Source organism: Vibrio sp. QJM3NY_35, assembly GCF_057785915.1.
This window is the reverse complement of record NZ_CM173508.1, coordinates 727,410-745,196: the sequence shown is the minus strand read 5'-3', so window position 1 is coordinate 745,196 and position 17,787 is coordinate 727,410. Positions and strand designations below refer to the sequence as shown.

The 17,787-nt window shown below is 46.1% G+C and carries 17 protein-coding genes; 12 read left to right on the top strand and 5 right to left on the bottom strand.

What is annotated here, in order from left to right; translation table 11 throughout:
- Positions 1 to 49: 49 nt before the first annotated feature.
- Positions 50 to 2,482: a response regulator gene (locus AC3CH3_RS18785; protein WP_488538969.1), complete on the top strand. Its 2,433-nt coding sequence runs from the start codon at positions 50 to 52 to the stop codon at positions 2,480 to 2,482.
- A 151-nt stretch (positions 2,483 to 2,633) separates the two neighbouring features.
- Here AC3CH3_RS18785 and AC3CH3_RS18780 read toward each other — a convergent pair whose 3' ends face one another.
- Both AC3CH3_RS18780 and AC3CH3_RS18775 read right to left on the bottom strand, forming a co-directional pair.
- On the bottom strand, positions 2,634 to 3,386 hold the full coding sequence (locus AC3CH3_RS18780; protein ID WP_488538968.1) for an SDR family NAD(P)-dependent oxidoreductase: 753 nt from the start codon (positions 3,384 to 3,386) through the stop codon (positions 2,634 to 2,636).
- A 12-nt stretch (positions 3,387 to 3,398) separates the two neighbouring features.
- Positions 3,399 to 4,094: a sulfite exporter TauE/SafE family protein gene (locus AC3CH3_RS18775; RefSeq protein WP_010432216.1), complete on the bottom strand. Its 696-nt coding sequence runs from the start codon at positions 4,092 to 4,094 to the stop codon at positions 3,399 to 3,401.
- 361 nt (positions 4,095 to 4,455) lie between these two features.
- Between AC3CH3_RS18775 and AC3CH3_RS18770 the strand changes: the two genes are divergently transcribed.
- A complete protein-coding gene (locus tag AC3CH3_RS18770) occupies positions 4,456 to 5,772 on the top strand; it encodes an aspartate aminotransferase family protein (RefSeq protein WP_010432218.1) in 1,317 nt (438 codons plus the stop codon).
- A 187-nt stretch (positions 5,773 to 5,959) separates the two neighbouring features.
- Here the strand turns inward: AC3CH3_RS18770 and pdxR are convergent, their stop codons facing one another.
- On the bottom strand, positions 5,960 to 7,474 hold the full coding sequence (gene pdxR / locus AC3CH3_RS18765) for a MocR-like pyridoxine biosynthesis transcription factor PdxR (protein ID WP_488538967.1): 1,515 nt from the start codon (positions 7,472 to 7,474) through the stop codon (positions 5,960 to 5,962).
- A 239-nt stretch (positions 7,475 to 7,713) separates the two neighbouring features.
- Between pdxR and AC3CH3_RS18760 the strand changes: the two genes are divergently transcribed.
- From AC3CH3_RS18760 to AC3CH3_RS18745, 4 genes are all read left to right on the top strand, one after another.
- Entirely contained in the window at positions 7,714 to 8,580 is an 867-nt protein-coding gene (locus AC3CH3_RS18760) for a transporter substrate-binding domain-containing protein (RefSeq protein WP_032544965.1), read from the top strand.
- 132 nt (positions 8,581 to 8,712) lie between these two features.
- Entirely contained in the window at positions 8,713 to 9,354 is a 642-nt protein-coding gene (locus AC3CH3_RS18755) for an amino acid ABC transporter permease (protein ID WP_010432242.1), read from the top strand.
- Positions 9,355 to 9,473: 119 nt separating this feature from the next.
- Complete coding sequence (locus AC3CH3_RS18750; RefSeq protein WP_016787468.1) at positions 9,474 to 10,139, top strand: amino acid ABC transporter permease; 666 nt, start codon at positions 9,474 to 9,476, stop codon at positions 10,137 to 10,139.
- Positions 10,132 to 10,986, top strand: coding sequence for an amino acid ABC transporter ATP-binding protein (locus tag AC3CH3_RS18745; RefSeq protein ID WP_010432249.1), 855 nt, complete (start codon positions 10,132 to 10,134; stop codon positions 10,984 to 10,986). The genes AC3CH3_RS18750 and AC3CH3_RS18745 overlap by 8 nt, the downstream gene beginning before the upstream one ends.
- A gap of 108 nt (positions 10,987 to 11,094) precedes the next feature.
- On the opposite strand, the gene AC3CH3_RS18740 is transcribed toward AC3CH3_RS18745, so the two are convergent.
- Entirely contained in the window at positions 11,095 to 11,823 is a 729-nt protein-coding gene (locus tag AC3CH3_RS18740) for a UTRA domain-containing protein (RefSeq protein WP_488538966.1), read from the bottom strand.
- Positions 11,824 to 12,034: 211 nt separating this feature from the next.
- On the opposite strand from AC3CH3_RS18740, the gene AC3CH3_RS18735 reads away from it, so the two are divergent.
- From AC3CH3_RS18735 to AC3CH3_RS18710, 6 genes are all read left to right on the top strand, one after another.
- Positions 12,035 to 13,117 (top strand): ABC transporter substrate-binding protein, encoded by a 1,083-nt coding sequence (locus AC3CH3_RS18735; RefSeq protein ID WP_488538965.1) that lies wholly within the window; start codon positions 12,035 to 12,037, stop codon positions 13,115 to 13,117.
- Between the two features lie 61 nt (positions 13,118 to 13,178).
- Positions 13,179 to 14,066, top strand: coding sequence for an alkaline phosphatase family protein (locus tag AC3CH3_RS18730; RefSeq protein WP_010432256.1), 888 nt, complete (start codon positions 13,179 to 13,181; stop codon positions 14,064 to 14,066).
- Entirely contained in the window at positions 14,063 to 14,956 is an 894-nt protein-coding gene (locus AC3CH3_RS18725) for an ABC transporter permease (protein WP_010432260.1), read from the top strand. Before AC3CH3_RS18730 ends, AC3CH3_RS18725 begins: the two co-directional genes overlap by 4 nt.
- Complete coding sequence (locus AC3CH3_RS18720) at positions 14,956 to 15,741, top strand: ABC transporter permease (RefSeq protein WP_210448725.1); 786 nt, start codon at positions 14,956 to 14,958, stop codon at positions 15,739 to 15,741. Before AC3CH3_RS18725 ends, AC3CH3_RS18720 begins: the two co-directional genes overlap by 1 nt.
- Positions 15,741 to 16,760 carry an ABC transporter ATP-binding protein gene (locus AC3CH3_RS18715; RefSeq protein WP_488538964.1) on the top strand — a complete coding sequence of 340 codons (1,020 nt, stop codon included), beginning with the start codon at positions 15,741 to 15,743 and terminating at the stop codon, positions 16,758 to 16,760. The genes AC3CH3_RS18720 and AC3CH3_RS18715 overlap by 1 nt, the downstream gene beginning before the upstream one ends.
- Position 16,761: 1 nt before the next feature.
- Complete coding sequence (locus tag AC3CH3_RS18710) at positions 16,762 to 17,421, top strand: HAD family hydrolase (protein ID WP_488538963.1); 660 nt, start codon at positions 16,762 to 16,764, stop codon at positions 17,419 to 17,421.
- 94 nt (positions 17,422 to 17,515) lie between these two features.
- On the opposite strand, the gene AC3CH3_RS18705 is transcribed toward AC3CH3_RS18710, so the two are convergent.
- Positions 17,516 to 17,698 (bottom strand): hypothetical protein, encoded by a 183-nt coding sequence (locus tag AC3CH3_RS18705; RefSeq protein ID WP_488538962.1) that lies wholly within the window; start codon positions 17,696 to 17,698, stop codon positions 17,516 to 17,518.
- Between the last annotated feature and the right edge of the window lie 89 nt (positions 17,699 to 17,787).

Below are 17,787 nucleotides of genomic sequence, written 5' to 3'. Positions count from 1 at the left end.
TAGTTGAGTAATTGTAGTTTGCTAGGATAACAATAATGGTAATTTGTGTATGGTGACAAAAGGAAAACGCTACGTTGGACTCTCCCGACAGTTGATCGGGATGATAATAGCGATCAGTACCTTATTCACAGTTATAGTGACAGGTCTCGGGTTGTATGTAGAGTACCAAAGTCGAGTTTCTTTTATCAGCTCTCAGATCGAGCAGGTCAAGGCTGGCTACCTGTCCGGTTTAACGGCCAGTTTGTGGGTGGAAGATCGAGAGCAATTGTTTGTGCAAGCCGAAGGCATCTCTCGCCTCCCTTCGGTCAGTTACCTTCTTATCGAAAGTCCCGATGAAAAAATTCTAGAGTTAGGTCAAAAGACCGAAGGCCAATCTTATTCTCAGTCTTGGGAAATGGTGCACCAGATGGGCGGCACAGACTTCCCGTTGGCGACGCTCACAGTGCAATCAGACTTGAGCATGATCCTAGATGACTTTGAAGAACGAGTGTTACTGTTGCTCGCCTTCGAAGCCGTTAAAATCTTCTTGTTGTCTCTGGTATGTTTAACCATCGTCTATCGTCTTGTCGTAAAACGTTTGATGACCATGTCTTCCCAAATCAACCAACAACAGGTCGAAGACAACAAACCGCGCTTTATAACGCCAACTCACTCTACTTACAAAGATGAGATATCGACTCTAGAGAGTAGCTATAACCGATCGGTAGAACGTATTCGTCAACAATATCAAGAGCTGGAAAAAGCTAAAGATGTTGCTGAGGTGGCCAACCGTAATAAAAGTGAATTCCTTGCCAATATGAGTCATGAAATTCGTACCCCAATGAATGGGATTATCGGGTTGTCGTCTTTACTCTCTGAAATGGATATGCCGAAAGAGCAAAAAGAGTACATCAACATGCTCAACACCTCTTCGCTTACTTTGCTCGACTTAATCAATGACATTCTCGATTACTCGAAGATCGAAGCGGGGCGTCTAGAGCTTCAACAAGAGCCGATGAAAATGATGGGCATTGCGGCCGACGTTGAATCAACCTTCCGCGTGAAAGCGGAACAGAAAGGGCTTCGATTCCAATTAGCGATAGACCCTAAGATCCCAACCATGGTGATTGGCGACGGTACTCAACTAAGACAAGTCCTAAATAACTTAGTAGGCAACGCGATTAAATTTACCGAGCACGGCCACGTCACGCTCTCACTTCGTTTGGAAGAGGTGGTTGAGCCTGAACAAAAACTCAGAGTGAAGTTCGAGGTTGTCGACAGCGGTATCGGTATTGCAGAAGACAAACAGAAATCGGTGTTCGATAAGTTTCAACAAGCCGACGGCAGTACCACACGTATTTACGGAGGAACAGGGCTTGGTCTAACAATATGCGAGAAGATCGTGACATTGATGGGCAGCAAGCTTGAACTCACCAGTGTTGAAGGTAAGGGCAGTACCTTCTATTTTACGGCTGACTTTGACCCGTGTTTAGAAGCCGATGAAAGCAATATCGATTTCAATAAGGTTTCGGTTCTGCTTGTGGATGATAGCCAGCTGAACATGCGTATAACGTCTACACAGCTTCAATCCTTTGGCGTTAAGTCTGAGTGCTGTGAAACGGCAAACCAAGCGTTAGAGTTGGTTTCAGAGTCTGTGGCTCAGTCATCACCTTATGACCTTGTGCTGATAGACAAAGTGATGCCGTCCGTTGATGGCTTTCAACTGGCGAGAAGCTTAGTTGAACGCTTTGGTAGCGAGTGTCCTAAGTTAGTGATGATCTCTGCTGACCCTAGAAAGCAAGATGAAGCTCGTGCTAAACAAGTCGGTTTTGTTGCCTACATTGCGCGTCCTTACCAAGATAATCAGCTTAAATGGACCATCAGTGAGGTACTCGCGAGAGCGGCTGATACTTCAGTCTTTACCTATCCGAACAGAGGAGAGGTTGCGTTTAAAGACAATGAACCTGTGCCGTTAAGCAAACCTGCGGCGGTTGTTAAAGAGGCTTCCAATGTCTCTGTAAACGCCCCGCAAGCCGTTAAACAAGCTCCAGTTCAAGCAGAGTCAAAACCTGTCGCGGTTGCCGGAGAGTTTAGTGGTACGGTTTTGGTCGTTGAAGACTCGCGAGTAAACCAGCAAGTTGCCAAGATGATGCTCAAGAAGCTTGGCTTTGAGGTTGATATTGCCGACAACGGTGAAATTGGTGTCGAGAAATTCAAAGCCAACGAATACGAGATGATTTTTATGGATTGTCAGATGCCGGTTCTCGATGGCTTCGAAGCGACCAAGCAGATCCGAGCGCTCGAAGAAGGCTCTTCAAAGCACATTCCAATCGTTGCGCTGACGGCCAACGTCGTACAGCGAGACAAGCATTTGTGCTTCGATGTAGGCATGGATGAGTTTTTACCTAAACCGGTTAACCAAGGCAAACTGAGAGAGATCGTAGCGAGTTTCTTGTCGAAAGAGACCGAATCAAACAAAGAGCATGAGCAGCAAATTGTTTAGTTGAGTATATCTAATCTTACTTTCATTAAAAGAGTAATGAGGCGAGTTAGACACCGTCTTTTATGCCGTTGGTTATATTTGAAGTATCGTGTGAAAGAAATGACAAAGGTGGCCTGAAAAGACCACCTTTTTTGTTTGTGTCGGTTTGAACTTAGTCCCTATCGATTGCGAATGCAGACCATGCTTGACGGGTCGGCATCACTTCGACTCGGTTAATGTTGATGTGATCTGGCAAGGTTGCGATATAAAACATCTGCTCGGCAATATCCTCTGCTGACAACGGTGTGGTGCCTTGGTAAAGATTGTCTGAAGCCGTCTGATTACCTTTGGTTCTTACTAGAGTAAATTCCGTTTCTGCAATACCAGGGGAAAGGTCAGTCACTCGTACTCCTGTGCCTTGTAGGTCGCAACGTAGGTTGTAACTGAACTGTTTTACGAATGCTTTGCTGGCACCATACACATGGCTTCCTGGGTAAGGCCATTGCCCGGCGATTGATCCAACATTGATGATTGAGCTACCCGCACCGCTTTCAATTAACTTCGGAAGTAGAGCATGCGTGACATTGACTAATCCAGTGACATTCGTGTCGATCATAGTGTGCCAATCTTTTAAATCCACATCAGGTGCGCCTTCCGGTGCCAAGGCTAAGCCTGCATTGTTAACCAGCGCTGTAATCGATGAAAACTCAGCGGGTAGCGAATCAACTGCTTTTTTTACGGCGTCTGCGTCTCGAACGTCGAGTTGAATCACATGTACAGGCACCGTCAATTCTTCCTTTAAGTCGAGCAACCTTTCAATACGACGACCCGACAATACGAGCGACCAATTGTCTTCTGCAAAGCGTTTTGCCGCTGCTTTACCAAATCCGGATGTCGCCCCTGTAATGAACGCTATCTTATCCATAAGTAAATCCTTCTAATTTGAAATTAACATAAGTAGTGCCATGCCGATAAGGATCGGCGCGGTCGTTGTTTTTGCAGGCAAGTTAGGTACTGAGATATACAGTTTCTGCCCTAATAAATTGCCAATCACAGCCGTCGGAAGTAACCATAAGCCTGTGGTAAACGTGTTTTGGTTGAATGCACCGATCCAAATAAATCCGCTTAATGAAACAGCAGAACTCAACAAGAAAAATACAATGGCGGTTGCTCTCTGCTCTTTGGCTTCAATAGTGATATTCATTAAATACGTCACTAACGGAGGCCCGCCAGAAGAGGCCGCGGTCATACTGAAACCGGATATAGCTCCTGCCCAAAATGCGTGCCGATGGTGTAACCATGTCAGGCGAAAATCCAAAATAATCAGTGCACCAGCCACTAAAGACATCATCGCGATAAAGGTCTTCAAGCCTGATTCCGATATCGCGCTAATGAAATACAGCGAGAAAGGCACCGCAACCAACATGCCTATACACAGCGGCGCAATAAGCCGGATATTGATGGTGGTTTTACTTCGCTTGAGTAGAGGAAAGGTACTTAAAAAATCCAACAGGATAGCGATGGTTACCGCTTGTAATGGTGGAACTATAAAGCTGAGAGATAGTGCTGCAATGATCGCAAACCCAAATCCTGAATAGCCTCGAACCACACCTGCAAACAGAATCAATATCATCGCCAATCCTATTTCCACTCTTGCTCACCTCTTTGCTTTTGATATTTTGCTGCTGTGTTAATTAGCGTCCGATGAGACTTGTCTCGTCTGCCTTTCAATCTATTCACACCTAAGAATTTTGAATAGAGCCAGATCGACGATTGGATTGGGTCAGGCTGTTGGTTGGATTGGGGACGAGGTTTGAGCTGATTCACTGGCCCAAGATTTTGTTGAAACTGACACTATGAGTTGGGCCCTGTTTGGGACGAAGATTATTCCATCCGATAGCGCAGCCTTTTCAATCTCGTATTTCGCACTTTGATAGACGAGAAAGACTGAAGGAGAGGGTTGTGAATCTAGTTTTGTTTATGGAGACGATGAAATGGAAGTATCAACAGAACAGCTTGTAAACCAAGATATTATCGACCTCGACAAGAGCGTATTTCATTCTTGGTCGATTCAAGAAGCGGCAGAACCTATCGCTATCGCTGGTGGGCAAGGATGCAAAATGTGGGACTACGAAGGTAAGGAGTACCTTGATTTTAGTAGCCAACTGGTTAACACCAACATTGGTCATCAGCATCCACAAGTGATTAAAGCCATTAAAGATCAGGCTGATTCATTGGTGACCGTTGCCCCTGCGACAGCAAACCTCACTCGTGGTTTGGCCGCTAAACGTATTTTGTCTAAAGCACCAAGCAAGTTTAAGAAGGTGTTCTTTACCAACGCAGGCGCAGATGCCAACGAAAATGCAATTCGTATGGCAAGACAGTTCACAGGACGCGATAAAGTGCTTTCTGCTTATCGCTCTTACCACGGAAATACCGGTACAGCGATTGCGGCGACGGGCGATTTTCGCCGTATTCCAAATGAGTATAGCCGTGGGCACGTTCACTTCTTCAATCCATTTCTCTATCGAAGCGAATTCAACGCGGCGACTGAGGCAGAAGAGAGTGAGCGTGCCCTACAGCATTTAGAGCGAGTGATTGAATGCGAAGGACCCACAGCGATTGCGGCGATTATTCTAGAGACGATTCCGGGAACGGCGGGCTTCCTAATTCCACCGAAAGGCTACCTTATTGGCGTGCGTGAGCTTGCAACTAAATACGGTATTCAATTGATCTTTGATGAAGTCATGGTCGGTTTTGGTCGAACGGGTAAGTGGTTTGCGTTTGAGCACTTTAATGTCGTGCCGGATCTTATTACTTTCGCTAAAGGGGTTAACTCTGGTTATGTTCCGGCTGGTGGTGTGGTGGTCAGCGAACCGATCGTTGAGTACTTTAAGTCGAACTTCTTTATGGGTGGCTTAACGTATTCTGGTCACCCTCTAGCGATGGCTTCGATCGTTGCAACGCTCGATGTGATGGAGCAAGAGGGCATTGTTACGCATGCTGATAATGTCGGGAATAGCGTTCTTGGGCCGCTTCTGCTTAGTCTTCAAGAGCTGCATCCTATGATTGGTGATGTGCGCGGTAAAGGGATGTTCTGGGCGGTTGAATTGGTCGAAGATCGAGAAAGTAAAACGCCATTGAGCAATGAGAAAATGGGTCAATTGAAAGCGGAGCTAACGAAACGAGGCCTGCTAACCTTTATTGTTAATAATCGTATTCATGTAGCCCCTCCTTTGGTTATTCAACCAAGCGAGATAAAGAAAGGCGTTAAGATCATTGACGACGTTTTGTGTGAGCTTGCATCTTAATTTTTCAATCGGATAACCAGTAACGAAACCAAGGCACTTTGATAAGGACTCCCCATTCTTGTTTAAGTGTCTGGCTTTTAGATTGTTATGTCGATCCTAAAAAGAGCATCAATTGATGCTCTTTTTTACGTCATTCTCTTTTTAATTCATGCTCATGGAGAGTGTCGGTAAACAGCCCTAAGTGATGCTAAATCTTCATTACTTCAGACAGCTCTTTGATGCCGGGAGCGATCAGATCTTTATCGATGGCGTGAAACCCTAATCGAAAATAAGAGTTGGGATCATATTCTGACAATGATTCATAACCCGATACCGTTTCGGTATTAGTCATAAAGTGTGAATACCCGGTTTCAATCAGTATCCCTTTCTGTGCGGCTCGTGAAGCCAGTCGCTGGCTATTAATGTGGCTCGGTGTTTGTAGCCATAATGAGTTGGCTTGCTCGCTTTGTGCGAGTCGTTTGCAATCAGGTAAATACTTTAAGACGGCATCATTGAGCAGCTTCCAACGCTGACGCGTGTTTTCTCTGAAGCGCCTCACAAAGCTGTCGTAATAGCCTTGTTCAATAAAATGTGCGACTTCCATTTGAATACGATTTGGTGCATGTCGATACATTAACCGGCGCAAGATTCTTAAGTCATAAATCAGCTCTTCGGGTGCCACGATGTAGCCTAATCTCAAGCCGGGTGCCAATAGTTTGGAAAAGCTGCTGACGTAAATGACTCGGCCATCTTTATCATTGGCTTTAAGTGCCGGTTTTGGATTCCACTCAACGTTGCACTCGGCATCGTAGTCATCTTCGATAATGATGGCATCATTGGCCTTTGCCATCTCAAGCAACTGAGTTCGACGTTCGTCACTCATGGTAACCCCAGTTGGCGCTTGATGGCTCGGAGTGACGTAGAAGTGGTCACACAGCGATGAGTGCTCATTGAGCTTTAACCCTTGCTCATCTACTTGATGAGGGTGTAACTGCGCACCTGAGAGATTAAAAATATGGTTTGCTTCTTTATAGCCGGGGTTTTCGACGCCGACTCGGCTTTGAGCATTCATTAGTAAAGTCGAAAGCAGATAGAGCGCATTCTGCGAGCCCATTGTAATTAGGATTTCATCACTTTGAGCGTGGATGCCTCGTTGTGGTAGCACCCGTGTGCGTATTTGTTCCACCAGCATATCGACGTCTTTATCAACTTTGTCACACAGCCAGCGGTGGTCATGAGGATCTGAGGTCACTTTTCTTGTCGCTTCTCGCCATTGAGCCAATGGAAAGTCATTGATTGAAGGCTGGCCAAAAATAAATGGGTATTGATAGCAACTCCAGTGCGACGGTTTGACTATTCGTGGGTATTGACTTAATTGCAGCTTCACTCGTTTGCTCCAATCCGGTGCATTGTTGCTGTCTGTTGATTCAAAATGATCCAAGCTAGAGTCAATTTCATCGCTCGGATTTTGATACTTTTCTGATAAATAATAACCACTGCGAGGTTTACTTATCAGGTAGCCATCGTCGAGCAAACTGTCGTACACCAAGGACACAGTATTGCGTGAAACACCTAATTGGCTAGAGAGCTTACGACAAGATGGGAGCGCTTGTTCAGCCGGAAAAATACCATTCAATATCGCCGTCACCAAATAGCTACGTACTTGTTCTTGCAGGCTTCTTTTGGAATCAAACTCGATGAAACAATTGTGATTTATCGCCATGAGATACAGTCCTTATTCTCAGTGAACCTCAGTCCAATTTGTATAAAAGAGCAAGAAATGAGCCAGAGTTCATATCAATTCTCAACGGTGATTTTTTACTCTGTCTCGAACCCGAAAGTTGATCTGTCTTTTATATGAAAATGGCTCTGTCCCAACCTGAAAATTAAATTGGCTCTACGTCTTAGATGCATTCCGTTCATAAAGTAAAGGCAGGCAAATAATCTCGATAAGGAAAGCACATGAGACAGGGAATGACGATGAAGGCATGGGTTTCAACGGCGGCAGCAACCGTTGTGCTGGGTTGTTTTGGTGTTGCACAAGCATCAGAACTTTCAGCCATTGAAAAGCAAGGCTTTATGAAAGTGGCGACAGAAGATAACTACTCACCATTCAACTACATTGACCGAGGCAAGCCTGCGGGGATCAATAAAGATTTGCTTGATGAGCTGCGTGAATATTCAAAGTTCGATATTGAACAAGAGATCTTACCTTGGACAGGGTTGCTCGCCTCAGTATCTGCGGGTCAATACGATGTGGCGCTAACGGGCGCTATCGTGACAGACGCTCGATTGAAGGTGTTTGATTTTACGCCGCCTATTGCCTCAGCACAGCATTATTTCTTAACCAGAGCGGATGCTGACGACATCAATACGGTGTCGGATCTAGACGGCAAAACGGTGGGATTACAAGCGGGTAGTGCTTTGTTAGAGCGACTGCCAGAGCTCGAAGAAATGCTCGAAGCACAAGGTAAATCTTTAGGTAAGGTCGTTCAGTACCAATCGTACCCAGAAGCGTATTCAGATTTAGCTATTGGTCGAATCGACTACGTCATCAACAGTGTGGTCTCGGTTAACGAGGTAGTGAAATCTAAGTCTAACGTCTTTAAAAAAGGTGAGGCGGTATCTGGCCCTGGTTTCGTAAGCTGGCCTGTTCCAAAAGAGAGCCCTGAGCTATTGGCTTACCTCACTGAGTTTTTCATTCACCTAGAGCAAACAGGAAAAATGGCAGAGTTGCAGAAGAAGTGGTTCGGTGAATCGTTCGAGCATCTTCCTTCGGAAGCCATCACTTCAGTAGAGCAGTATCACAAGCTAACAGCGGTCCAGTAGATCAGTAAGCACGCGCTGGCACAAACAGTTAACCGCTGTTTGTGCCGATGACAAAAGGGCTAGAGCGATTTTACCCATTTGTCATTCGCGCAAAAGCCTATTGCAAGAAGTCGCTTTTTAAAGAGGTCGTTTATGGATTATTACGCTTGGGAACAGTTGCTACAGGGCGCGTGGGCTACAGCATGGATATCGGCAGTCTCGATTGTATTGGGTGTGGTTATTGGGCTAGCGATTGCCTTAATTCGAATGATGAAAATCCCATTTGTCGATCAAATGCTGGGCATCTATGTCAGTTGGGCAAGAGCAACACCTCTGGTGACTCTGGCTCTGTTTATCTTTCTTTCGTTTCCCTCATTTGGCATCAATTTAGACAAACACGTTTCTGCCATTTTAGCGCTTACACTCAACACCTCGGCATTTAATGCGGAAATTTGGCGCAATGCCTTTCTCAACTTTTCAAAAGGGCAAATGGAAGCAGCCGAGGCTATTGGTATGAGGCGACTGACTTATTTTCGCCGAATCATGTTCCCACAAATGGTGATCATGAGCCTACCTGCATTGGTCAATGAAATGTCGTTCTTAATCAAAGGCAGCCCTGCCATCGCGGTGATTGGTATTGTTGATTTAACCCGTGTCACCAACCGAATTGCAGCGGTTACCTATGAGCCACTTGGGCCAATTCTGTGTGCGGGTGCCATATACATGTTGATTATTGGCGTGTTGGTGAAATTGCAAGCTGTGGCTGAAAACCGAGCCACTTATCTGCAGCAATAAGTGCATACATCTGTTAACAGCAGCAGTAGTCGCAGTTTAGCCGTTATGATTACTTGGTCAGAAACACGATTTATCTGCGTATTGAAGTGCTATCTCGTGGGTAAATATAAGGAGTAAATATGGAAGAATGGAATATTATCTGGCAACAAAAAGAGCTGTTTGCTTCTGGTTTTGTGACCACGTTTTATCTTTTTGTCTCGTCTTCAATCTTGAGTTTCGTCATAGGTATTGGTTTGTTGTACTGTCTCGAAAACTCGAGACTCGGTGTTAAGTACACCATCAACAGTTTGATCGGCATTATGCGTACCTTACCGTTTCTGATCTTAGCCTACCTGCTCTATTACGGTTTGCCTCAGGTTGGTATTCGATTGGACGCAGTGACAGCGGGAATCATAGCGCTCAGTCTCTATCATGGTACGTATTTCTGTGAGATTTTCCGCGGTGTGCGTAAAGGGTTAGAGCCTGGTTACATCGAAGCAGCGCACGCTTATGGCTTTTCTAAGCTGAAAACCTTCACTCGAGTCATCACGCCCAACGTGTTATTTAAGTCGGTTCCTCTGATCACTAACCAACTCATTATCTGCTTAAAAGACACCGCATTTCTCAGCATTATTACGGTCGCTGAAATTACTGCGGCAGCTAACAGTATTCAATCCACATATTTTATCCCATTGAATGCGTTCATCATTGCTATCGCGCTCTACTGGGCTGTGAGTATTGCACTTGAAACCATCACCAAACGAATCCAAACCAAAGTTGAACTTAGAGGGCTTAGCCATGCTTAAACAGTCAGAGATTATTGAAACAGAAGCACCGATTAACCCCTCTTTGGGAGTGAGTTTGGAAGTGATTGAGTGTGAGCCACTATTGGAAGAACGAGAGACGATCATCAGCGTTGAAAACTTGTCGAAGCAGTTTGATGGAATCGAAGTACTGCGAGACATCAACCTGACTATAAAAAAAGGCGATGTGGTGAGTATTCTCGGCTCGTCAGGTTCGGGTAAGTCAACACTATTGCGCTGCATGAATTGGCTAGAGCAGCCAGAGCGCGGCACGATTTTTATGGGTGATGAACGCATTGGGATCAACTCTGAAACGGGTAAACCTCTCAAATACAAAGAGTTAGCGAAACTCAGAGAGCGCCTTGGCATGGTATTTCAAAGCTTCAACTTATGGCCGCATCTCACCGTGTTGCAAAACGTGATGGAAGCGCTGGTTCATGTTAAGAAGATAGCGAAATCTGACGCAGAGGAGATGGCTCGTAAGCAACTTGATAAGGTTGGCATGTCTCACAAGCTAGAGAGTTATCCAAGTATGTTATCGGGTGGACAAAAGCAACGTGTCGCGATTGCTAGGGCGCTCGCGATGGAGCCAGATGTATTGTTGTTTGATGAGCCAACTTCGGCGCTCGACCCTGAATTGGTCGAAGAGGTGTTACTGGTAATGAAGAAGCTATCGCAAGAGGGTTACACCATGGTAGTGGTGACTCATGAGATGGAATTCGCGCGTCAGGTGTCGGATCAAGTAGTATTCCTTGAGAAGGGGATATTGATTGAGAAATCCAACCCAGAGAAGTTCTTCACTAACCCAGATTCACCAAGGGTTAGACAGTTCCTCAAGCTTGATTCATGAACTAGATGATTCACATCACCTTAATGTTTGACCGCTAAATCCTAAACTCCGACTGAATCAGTCGGAGTTTTTGTATGTGTGGGGTTCTTCTCTCAAGCAGGCACAGCATTACCCAATGCTATCAATATGGAGCACCACAGAATCGGGTCGCCAATATTCCAGCTCGCAGTCCATTAACTCGCCATCTTGTTTGTAGTTCACTCGACAGATCTTAAGAACAGGCTGGCCCTCAGCCAAATTCAATGCCTTGGCGACATGGGCAGGGGCAGAGGTAGGGACCACGTCAAAGCGAGAGCGTTGGGTCTCGTAGCCGTATTTTTCTCGGTAGATACCTGTCAGCGACATAGTGAGGTTTTCTGACAACACCTTTTCAAACAGTGCCGCTTTCAAGACGTTTTCAACGAACAGCACCGCTCGGCCATCAATAAAGCGTAGTCGCTCAATCACGTGTATCGGCGTTATCTGTTCTATCTCTAATGCTTTGGCGTAATCGCCCGCGGCCATCTCTGTGCGGCTGCTCAGCAGCCTTGTTTCTGCAATACGATGTTGTTCGCGAATCATTTGGTGAAAATGAGAACGAGACAATGGGTTGTAGCGAATTCGTTCGGGTGATACATACCAGCCACGGCGCTCTTCTCGGTATATCAGACCTTCGGTTTCTAATGACACCAATGCATCTTTGAGCGTGATTCGTGTGGTGGAAAACAGCTCGCTGAGCTCTCTTTCCGATGGCAGTTTTTGCCCCTCGGTGAAGATGCCTGATTGAATCTGCTCTCTGATGCTCGCCTTAATTCTGCCTAGCTGTGTCCCTGATTGCCCTGTTGCCAATGTTCTCATTACTGATCTAGTCCATAGGTTCGTGTGCTCAATAAGGTAAACCACGGAGTTAACAGGAATGTGACAGTAAACAAAGGCTTACTGTCATATGAGTGAAATATAACTGCCACAGAAATGCATCTGAACTGTCAAATAAGTTGCGCGAAAGCGTCACACTCCGGCGATAGCATACAAAACGAACTTACTGACCTAGTCCAGAGGGATAGAGACAATGAAAACTTTGCTTAGCCGTTCAACTGTATCGCCAGCTAAACTGATTGGCGCAACGCTAATAACGGCAACACTTTCAATGCCAGCGATGGCGAAGGATGCTGATCTTGAGTCACTGATTGAAGCTGCTCAAAAAGAGGGTGCGGTGTACAGTGTGGGTATGCCAGACAGTTGGGCAAACTGGAAAGGCACATGGACAGACCTGAAAGCAAACTACGGTTTGAAGCATCAGGATACCGATATGAGCTCGGCTCAAGAGATCTCGAAATTTGAAGCAGAGAAGAAAAACGCAACCGCTGATATTGGTGATGTGGGTTTTGCATTTGCACGTGTGGCAGTGAAGAAAAACGTCACTCAGCCATACAAACCAACCACTTGGAATGACATTCCAGACTGGGCGAAAGACAAAGATGGTCACTGGGCTCTGGCTTACACCGGCACTATCTCTTTCATTTCCAACAACAACCTTGTTGAAGATGCGCCGAAAACTTGGAGCGACCTACTAGAAGGTGACTACAAAGTCACAGTCGGCGATGTCGGTGTAGCAGCGCAAGCAAACAACGCGATTCTAGCGGCTGCGTTTGCTAACGGTGGTGACGAGTCAAATCTAAAGCCAGCGATTAAATTCTTTGGCGAGCTAGCGAAGCAAGGCCGTCTGTCTTACACAGACCCAAGCATCGCGAACCTTGAAAAAGGTGAAGTGGAAGTGGCAATCATGTGGGACTTCAATGCACTGAACTACCGCGACACGATTGACCGTGAGCGTTTCACGGTGAGTATTCCACAAGATGGTTCGGTGATCTCTGGTTACACCACCATCATCAACAAATACGCGAAAAACCCGAACGCGGCGAAGTTGGCTCGTGAATACATCTTTAGTGACCAAGGCCAAATTAACCTAGCAGAAGGTTACGCACGTCCAATCCGTAGCAGCGTTACGCTACCTCAATCAGTACAAGACAAGCTGATCTCGAACGAGCAATACAGCAACGTGCACCCAGTATCTGACTTCTCAGCATGGGAAAAATCAGCACGTCGCTTGCCACGTCAATGGCAAGAAAGCGTATTGATTCACCAGCAATAACCCCGCTTAACACGCCACCTGTAATGGGTGGCTTATAGTAACAAGCAATAGAGAATAGACCATGAGCAATAAGGTTATCCTTGTTGTTTTAGATGGACTGAATTATCAGGTAGCCCGTGATTGCATGGGCTACCTGAACGGCCTTCTAGAACTTAGTGACTCGAAAAACAGTAATCACAGCGTTTCCCAAAATCAACAGGGCACTTCGCAAATCATGAGCACGCAAAAAAACAAACTGCGCGCCACTCTTTACCCTGTGCAATGTGAATTGCCGTCAATGTCACGCCCACTGTATGAGTGCATTTTAACGGGAGTCCGCCCTGTCGAGAGCGGCATCGTTAACAACCAAATCGTGCGTTTATCGAATCATGAGTCGATCTTTAGCTTGGCTAAATCACAAGGTAAAGTGACGGCTGCAGCGGCCTATCATTGGGTGAGTGAGCTGTATAACCGAGCGCCATTTGATGCTGTGCGTGACCGCTTTACCAACGATGAGACCATGAACATTCAACATGGCTGTTTCTATCACTGGGATCACTACCCAGATGAAGCCTTGTTCTTGGATGCAGAGCACCTGCGCGTCACTCATCAACCTGATTTCTTACTGATTCACCCAATGAACATTGACGACATAGGACACAAGCACGGGCTGGATTCTCGCCAATACCGCAACAGTGCACGTGGCGCGGATATCTACCTGTCGAATTACCTTGAGAAATGGGTAGATGATGGTTATCAAGTGATCATCACCAGTGACCACGGCATGAACAATGACTTGTCTCACGGTGGCATTCTGCCCGAAGAGCGTGAAGTGCCATTCTTTGTGATTGGCGATAAGTTCACACACCAAGAATGTTCAGTGAAACAGACCGACATCTGCGGCAGCGTCTGTCAGCTACTCAACCTTGAACACGATAAGTCTTACACTCAGGAATTGTTGGCCCTATGAGCAGTTCTGTAATCACGCAGAGCGATGGCTCTGCGCTTCAACCCAAAACCAAATCTTGGTTCAAACGCTTCAAGCCCGCTTTGTGGCTTGCGCCTTTCGCCCTATTTTTCTATCTGTTCCAACTGGCACCTATGGTTTGGGTGCTGATCAACAGCTTTTTCTATGACGACGAACTCTCTCTCGAAAATTACGCTGAAGTGTTCGACTCTGCCTTTATGATGCAGGCTTTTGGCAACAGTTTATGGTTGTCGATTTGGTCGAGCATTGTTGGCTTGGCGATTGCGACTCTGCTCGTTTCTTCACTGCGCCGCGTTGATTCTAAAATCCGCGATGCGGTGATTGCGTTTACCAACATGAGCAGTAACTTCTCAGGCGTGCCTCTGTCGTTCGCCTTCATCATCATCCTTGGCACCAACGGTGCTATCACCTTGCTGCTTAAGCAGTACGGGCTATTGGGTGATTTCGACCTGTATGGCAAGTGGGGCTTGCTGGCGATTTATATCTACTTCCAGATCCCATTGGCGGTGTTGTTACTCTATCCAGCGTTTGATGCTCTGAGTGACGACTGGCAAGCTGCCTCAGCACTGCTTGGTGCGAAAACTTGGCAATACTGGACTAAAATTGCGCTGCCTGTGCTATCTCCTGCCTTGTTTGGCACCTTTATCATCTTGATTGCCAATGCGATTGGTGCGTATGCGAGCGTGTATGCGTTGACCTCGGGCAACTACAACGTGATTACGATTCGAATCGCGAGCTTAGTATCGGGCGACTTGTTCCTAGAACCCAACCTAGCTGCCGCAATTTCCGTAATTCTGATGGCGATGCTGGCCTTCATCACCGTGATTAACCAATGGCTGATCAGCAAAAGCTACGTAGGGAAGAGAAAGTAATGAACACCGTAAATACTCGCTTTCATAAAACGGTTGTCTATTCGATTGTCGGCATCATGATGATCCCGATCTTAGCGACCTTTATCTACTCGCTCTCTTCTCGATGGGGCGCAACGATCCTGCCGGATGGCTTCACGTTAGATTGGTATATCAACCTGCTGACGGATCCTCGCTTCTTGCAAGCCTTTGGTCGTTCACTGTTTATCTGCGTGGCGGCACTGTCATTGAGTGTGGTGTTGGTTCTGCCTGCGATTTTCGTGGTGTTTTACTATTTCCCGAAACTCGACAAGGTGATGAATATCCTGATCTTATTGCCGTTCGCTGTGCCTCCTGTGGTGTCATCGGTGGGTTTACTTCAATTGTATGCAGACAGTGAAATCTCACTGATAGGCACGCCGTGGATTTTGATTGGCACCTACTTCACTATCGCGTTGCCATTTATGTATCGCGCGATTGCCAACAGTTTTGAAGCGATTAACTTACACGACTTGATGGACGCTGCTCACCTGCTCGGTGCAAGCACCACTAAGGCATTTCTATTGATTATTCTGCCAAACCTTAAGAAAGGCTTAATGGCGTCGCTGTTCTTGTCGTTCTCGTTCCTACTGGGTGAGTTCGTGTTCGCCAACATCTTGGTCGGTACACGCTACGAGACACTGCAAATCTACCTATACAACATGCGTCAAACCAGTGGTCACTTCACGTCAGCCCTTGTGATGACGTACTTCCTGTTTATTTTCTTACTGACTTGGTTGGCAAGTCGTTTCAGCCAAGGAACAAAATAATGAGCTATGTAAATGCGAAAAGCCTCACCAAGCGTTTTGGTGACAACACAGTGTTTGAAGACATTGAATTCTCAATCGAGAAGGGCGAATTCATTACTCTGCTTGGCCCGAGTGGCTGCGGTAAATCAACTCTACTGCGTAGCTTGGCAGGCTTGAATCCTGTTGATGGTGGTGAAATCTGGGTGAATGGCGAAGAGATTACTCACCAAGTGCCGCAAGAGCGTGGCATCGGCATGGTGTTTCAATCTTATGCGCTGTTCCCGAACATGACGGTTGAAGGCAACATTGCGTTTGGTCTCAAGATGAAAAAGCTTGCTGCCGATGAAATTAAACGCGAAGTCGCGAAAGTGATTGGGCTGGTGGACTTAACGGGCAAAGAGAAGTTTTACCCGCATCAGCTATCAGGCGGTCAGCGTCAGCGTGTCGCTTTGGCAAGAGCCTTGGTAGTTAAACCACGTATCTTGTTGTTGGATGAGCCGCTTTCAGCGCTGGATGCGAAGATCCGTAAACATCTGCGCCAACAGATTCGAGACATCCAAAAAGAGATGGACCTGACCACGATCTTCGTGACTCACGATCAAGAAGAAGCGATGATCATGTCTGACCGTATCTTCTTGATGAACAAAGGCGAGATCGTGCAAGCCGGCACACCCGAAGAGATCTACACTCAACCTGCCAATGAATTCGTTGCTGGGTTCATGGGCCACTACAATGTGGTGCAAGCGAACAAAGCCAAGCAGCTGTTCAACATTGAAACCGAATGGAAGGTGGCGATTCGACCTGAATCTATCTACGTTAAAGAGCAGGGTCGACAATATGGCGAGCATATCTCTGCGCCGAAAACGGGCACTATTCGCAACCACCAGCTTTTGGGCAACGTGATTCGCTACCAAGTGGACGTTGATGAGTGTGAATTAACGGTCGACCTGCTTAACCGTTCCGCTGAACGACTGTTGGCAAATGGCAGCCAACTTGAACTCCTGTTTAACCTTAACGAAATTCAACCTGTGAGAGCCTAAGATGTTCAAACCTTTGTATGTATTTGATATGGACGAAACGCTGATCAATGCTGATGCAGCGATGCTCTGGAATGAGTTCTTGGTTGAAAAGGGCATTGCCACAGCCCCCAACTTTATTGAAGAAGATAAACGTTTAATGGGCCTGTATTCAGAAGGTAAGCTAGACATGGAAGATTATCTAACATTCTCCATGCAACCATTGGCCGACATGCCAACAGAGCAAGTTACTGCCTTGGTCGAAGAGTGTGTTGAACAGCATATTCTGCCTAAGCAGTTCAAGCAGTCGAAACCCTTGATTGAGCAGTTAGAGAATGATGACATCGACATGTTGATCATCTCGGCTAGCGTCACTTTCCTAGTAGGAGAGGTCGGTCGCAAGATTGGTATCGAGAACGCACTCGGTATCGATTTGGTCGAAAACCAAGGCCGTTTTACGTCTCAAATATCAGGCGTGCCAAGCTACCGTGAAGGTAAAGTGACGCGTTTGAAAGAGTGGTTAGACAATCAAGAAACCAACTACTCAGACATTCACTTTTATACTGATTCAATCAACGACTTACCTTTGTGTGAACACGCCGATTTTGCCTATCTGGTGAATCCATGCCCGCGTTTGAAAGCACTGGCCGATCAACCAAATTGGTCGATCCTCGACTGGGATTAAACAGAATCTTATCTTCGAATTAGGTTCGCTCTAGAATTCATCAAGCCGCTGACTACAGCGGCTTTTTTGCATCATCAGTCTAATGTTCGATTTATTACCTTAGCTGACAAAAGGATGTATGTAACAATTCAGTAACATATCTTGCTCTGCTGTAAATCAAACCACCATCTTTCAATCCCTTGATAGCACTCACTTTCTTGTCTTGATGGTTTGTGTGTAACAAATATTTTACAAATTGACAGAGTTTCATCGAAATTGCCCATTTTCCTCCACCCATTCCATTATCTCGGCTTGTGGGCCAAATTTAATTAAGGATAAAAAACACACAACTACGTAATAAATACAAAACCAATAGGTACAAGGAGA

Bases quoted from the DNA above. Each gene is read 5' to 3' on its own strand.
- AC3CH3_RS18785 (WP_488538969.1), top strand. From the start codon at position 50: ATGGTGACAAAAGGAAAACGCTACGTTGGACTCTCCCGACAGTTGATC.
- AC3CH3_RS18780 (WP_488538968.1), bottom strand. From the start codon at position 3,386: ATGGATAAGATAGCGTTCATTACAGGGGCGACATCCGGATTTGGTAAA.
- AC3CH3_RS18775 (WP_010432216.1), bottom strand. From the start codon at position 4,094: ATGATATTGATTCTGTTTGCAGGTGTGGTTCGAGGCTATTCAGGATTT.
- AC3CH3_RS18770 (WP_010432218.1), top strand. From the start codon at position 4,456: ATGGAAGTATCAACAGAACAGCTTGTAAACCAAGATATTATCGACCTC.
- pdxR (WP_488538967.1), bottom strand. From the start codon at position 7,474: ATGGCGATAAATCACAATTGTTTCATCGAGTTTGATTCCAAAAGAAGC.
- AC3CH3_RS18760 (WP_032544965.1), top strand. From the start codon at position 7,714: ATGAGACAGGGAATGACGATGAAGGCATGGGTTTCAACGGCGGCAGCA.
- AC3CH3_RS18755 (WP_010432242.1), top strand. From the start codon at position 8,713: ATGGATTATTACGCTTGGGAACAGTTGCTACAGGGCGCGTGGGCTACA.
- AC3CH3_RS18750 (WP_016787468.1), top strand. From the start codon at position 9,474: ATGGAAGAATGGAATATTATCTGGCAACAAAAAGAGCTGTTTGCTTCT.
- AC3CH3_RS18745 (WP_010432249.1), top strand. From the start codon at position 10,132: ATGCTTAAACAGTCAGAGATTATTGAAACAGAAGCACCGATTAACCCC.
- AC3CH3_RS18740 (WP_488538966.1), bottom strand. From the start codon at position 11,823: ATGAGAACATTGGCAACAGGGCAATCAGGGACACAGCTAGGCAGAATT.
- AC3CH3_RS18735 (WP_488538965.1), top strand. From the start codon at position 12,035: ATGAAAACTTTGCTTAGCCGTTCAACTGTATCGCCAGCTAAACTGATT.
- AC3CH3_RS18730 (WP_010432256.1), top strand. From the start codon at position 13,179: ATGAGCAATAAGGTTATCCTTGTTGTTTTAGATGGACTGAATTATCAG.
- AC3CH3_RS18725 (WP_010432260.1), top strand. From the start codon at position 14,063: ATGAGCAGTTCTGTAATCACGCAGAGCGATGGCTCTGCGCTTCAACCC.
- AC3CH3_RS18720 (WP_210448725.1), top strand. From the start codon at position 14,956: ATGAACACCGTAAATACTCGCTTTCATAAAACGGTTGTCTATTCGATT.
- AC3CH3_RS18715 (WP_488538964.1), top strand. From the start codon at position 15,741: ATGAGCTATGTAAATGCGAAAAGCCTCACCAAGCGTTTTGGTGACAAC.
- AC3CH3_RS18710 (WP_488538963.1), top strand. From the start codon at position 16,762: ATGTTCAAACCTTTGTATGTATTTGATATGGACGAAACGCTGATCAAT.
- AC3CH3_RS18705 (WP_488538962.1), bottom strand. From the start codon at position 17,698: ATGGGTGGAGGAAAATGGGCAATTTCGATGAAACTCTGTCAATTTGTA.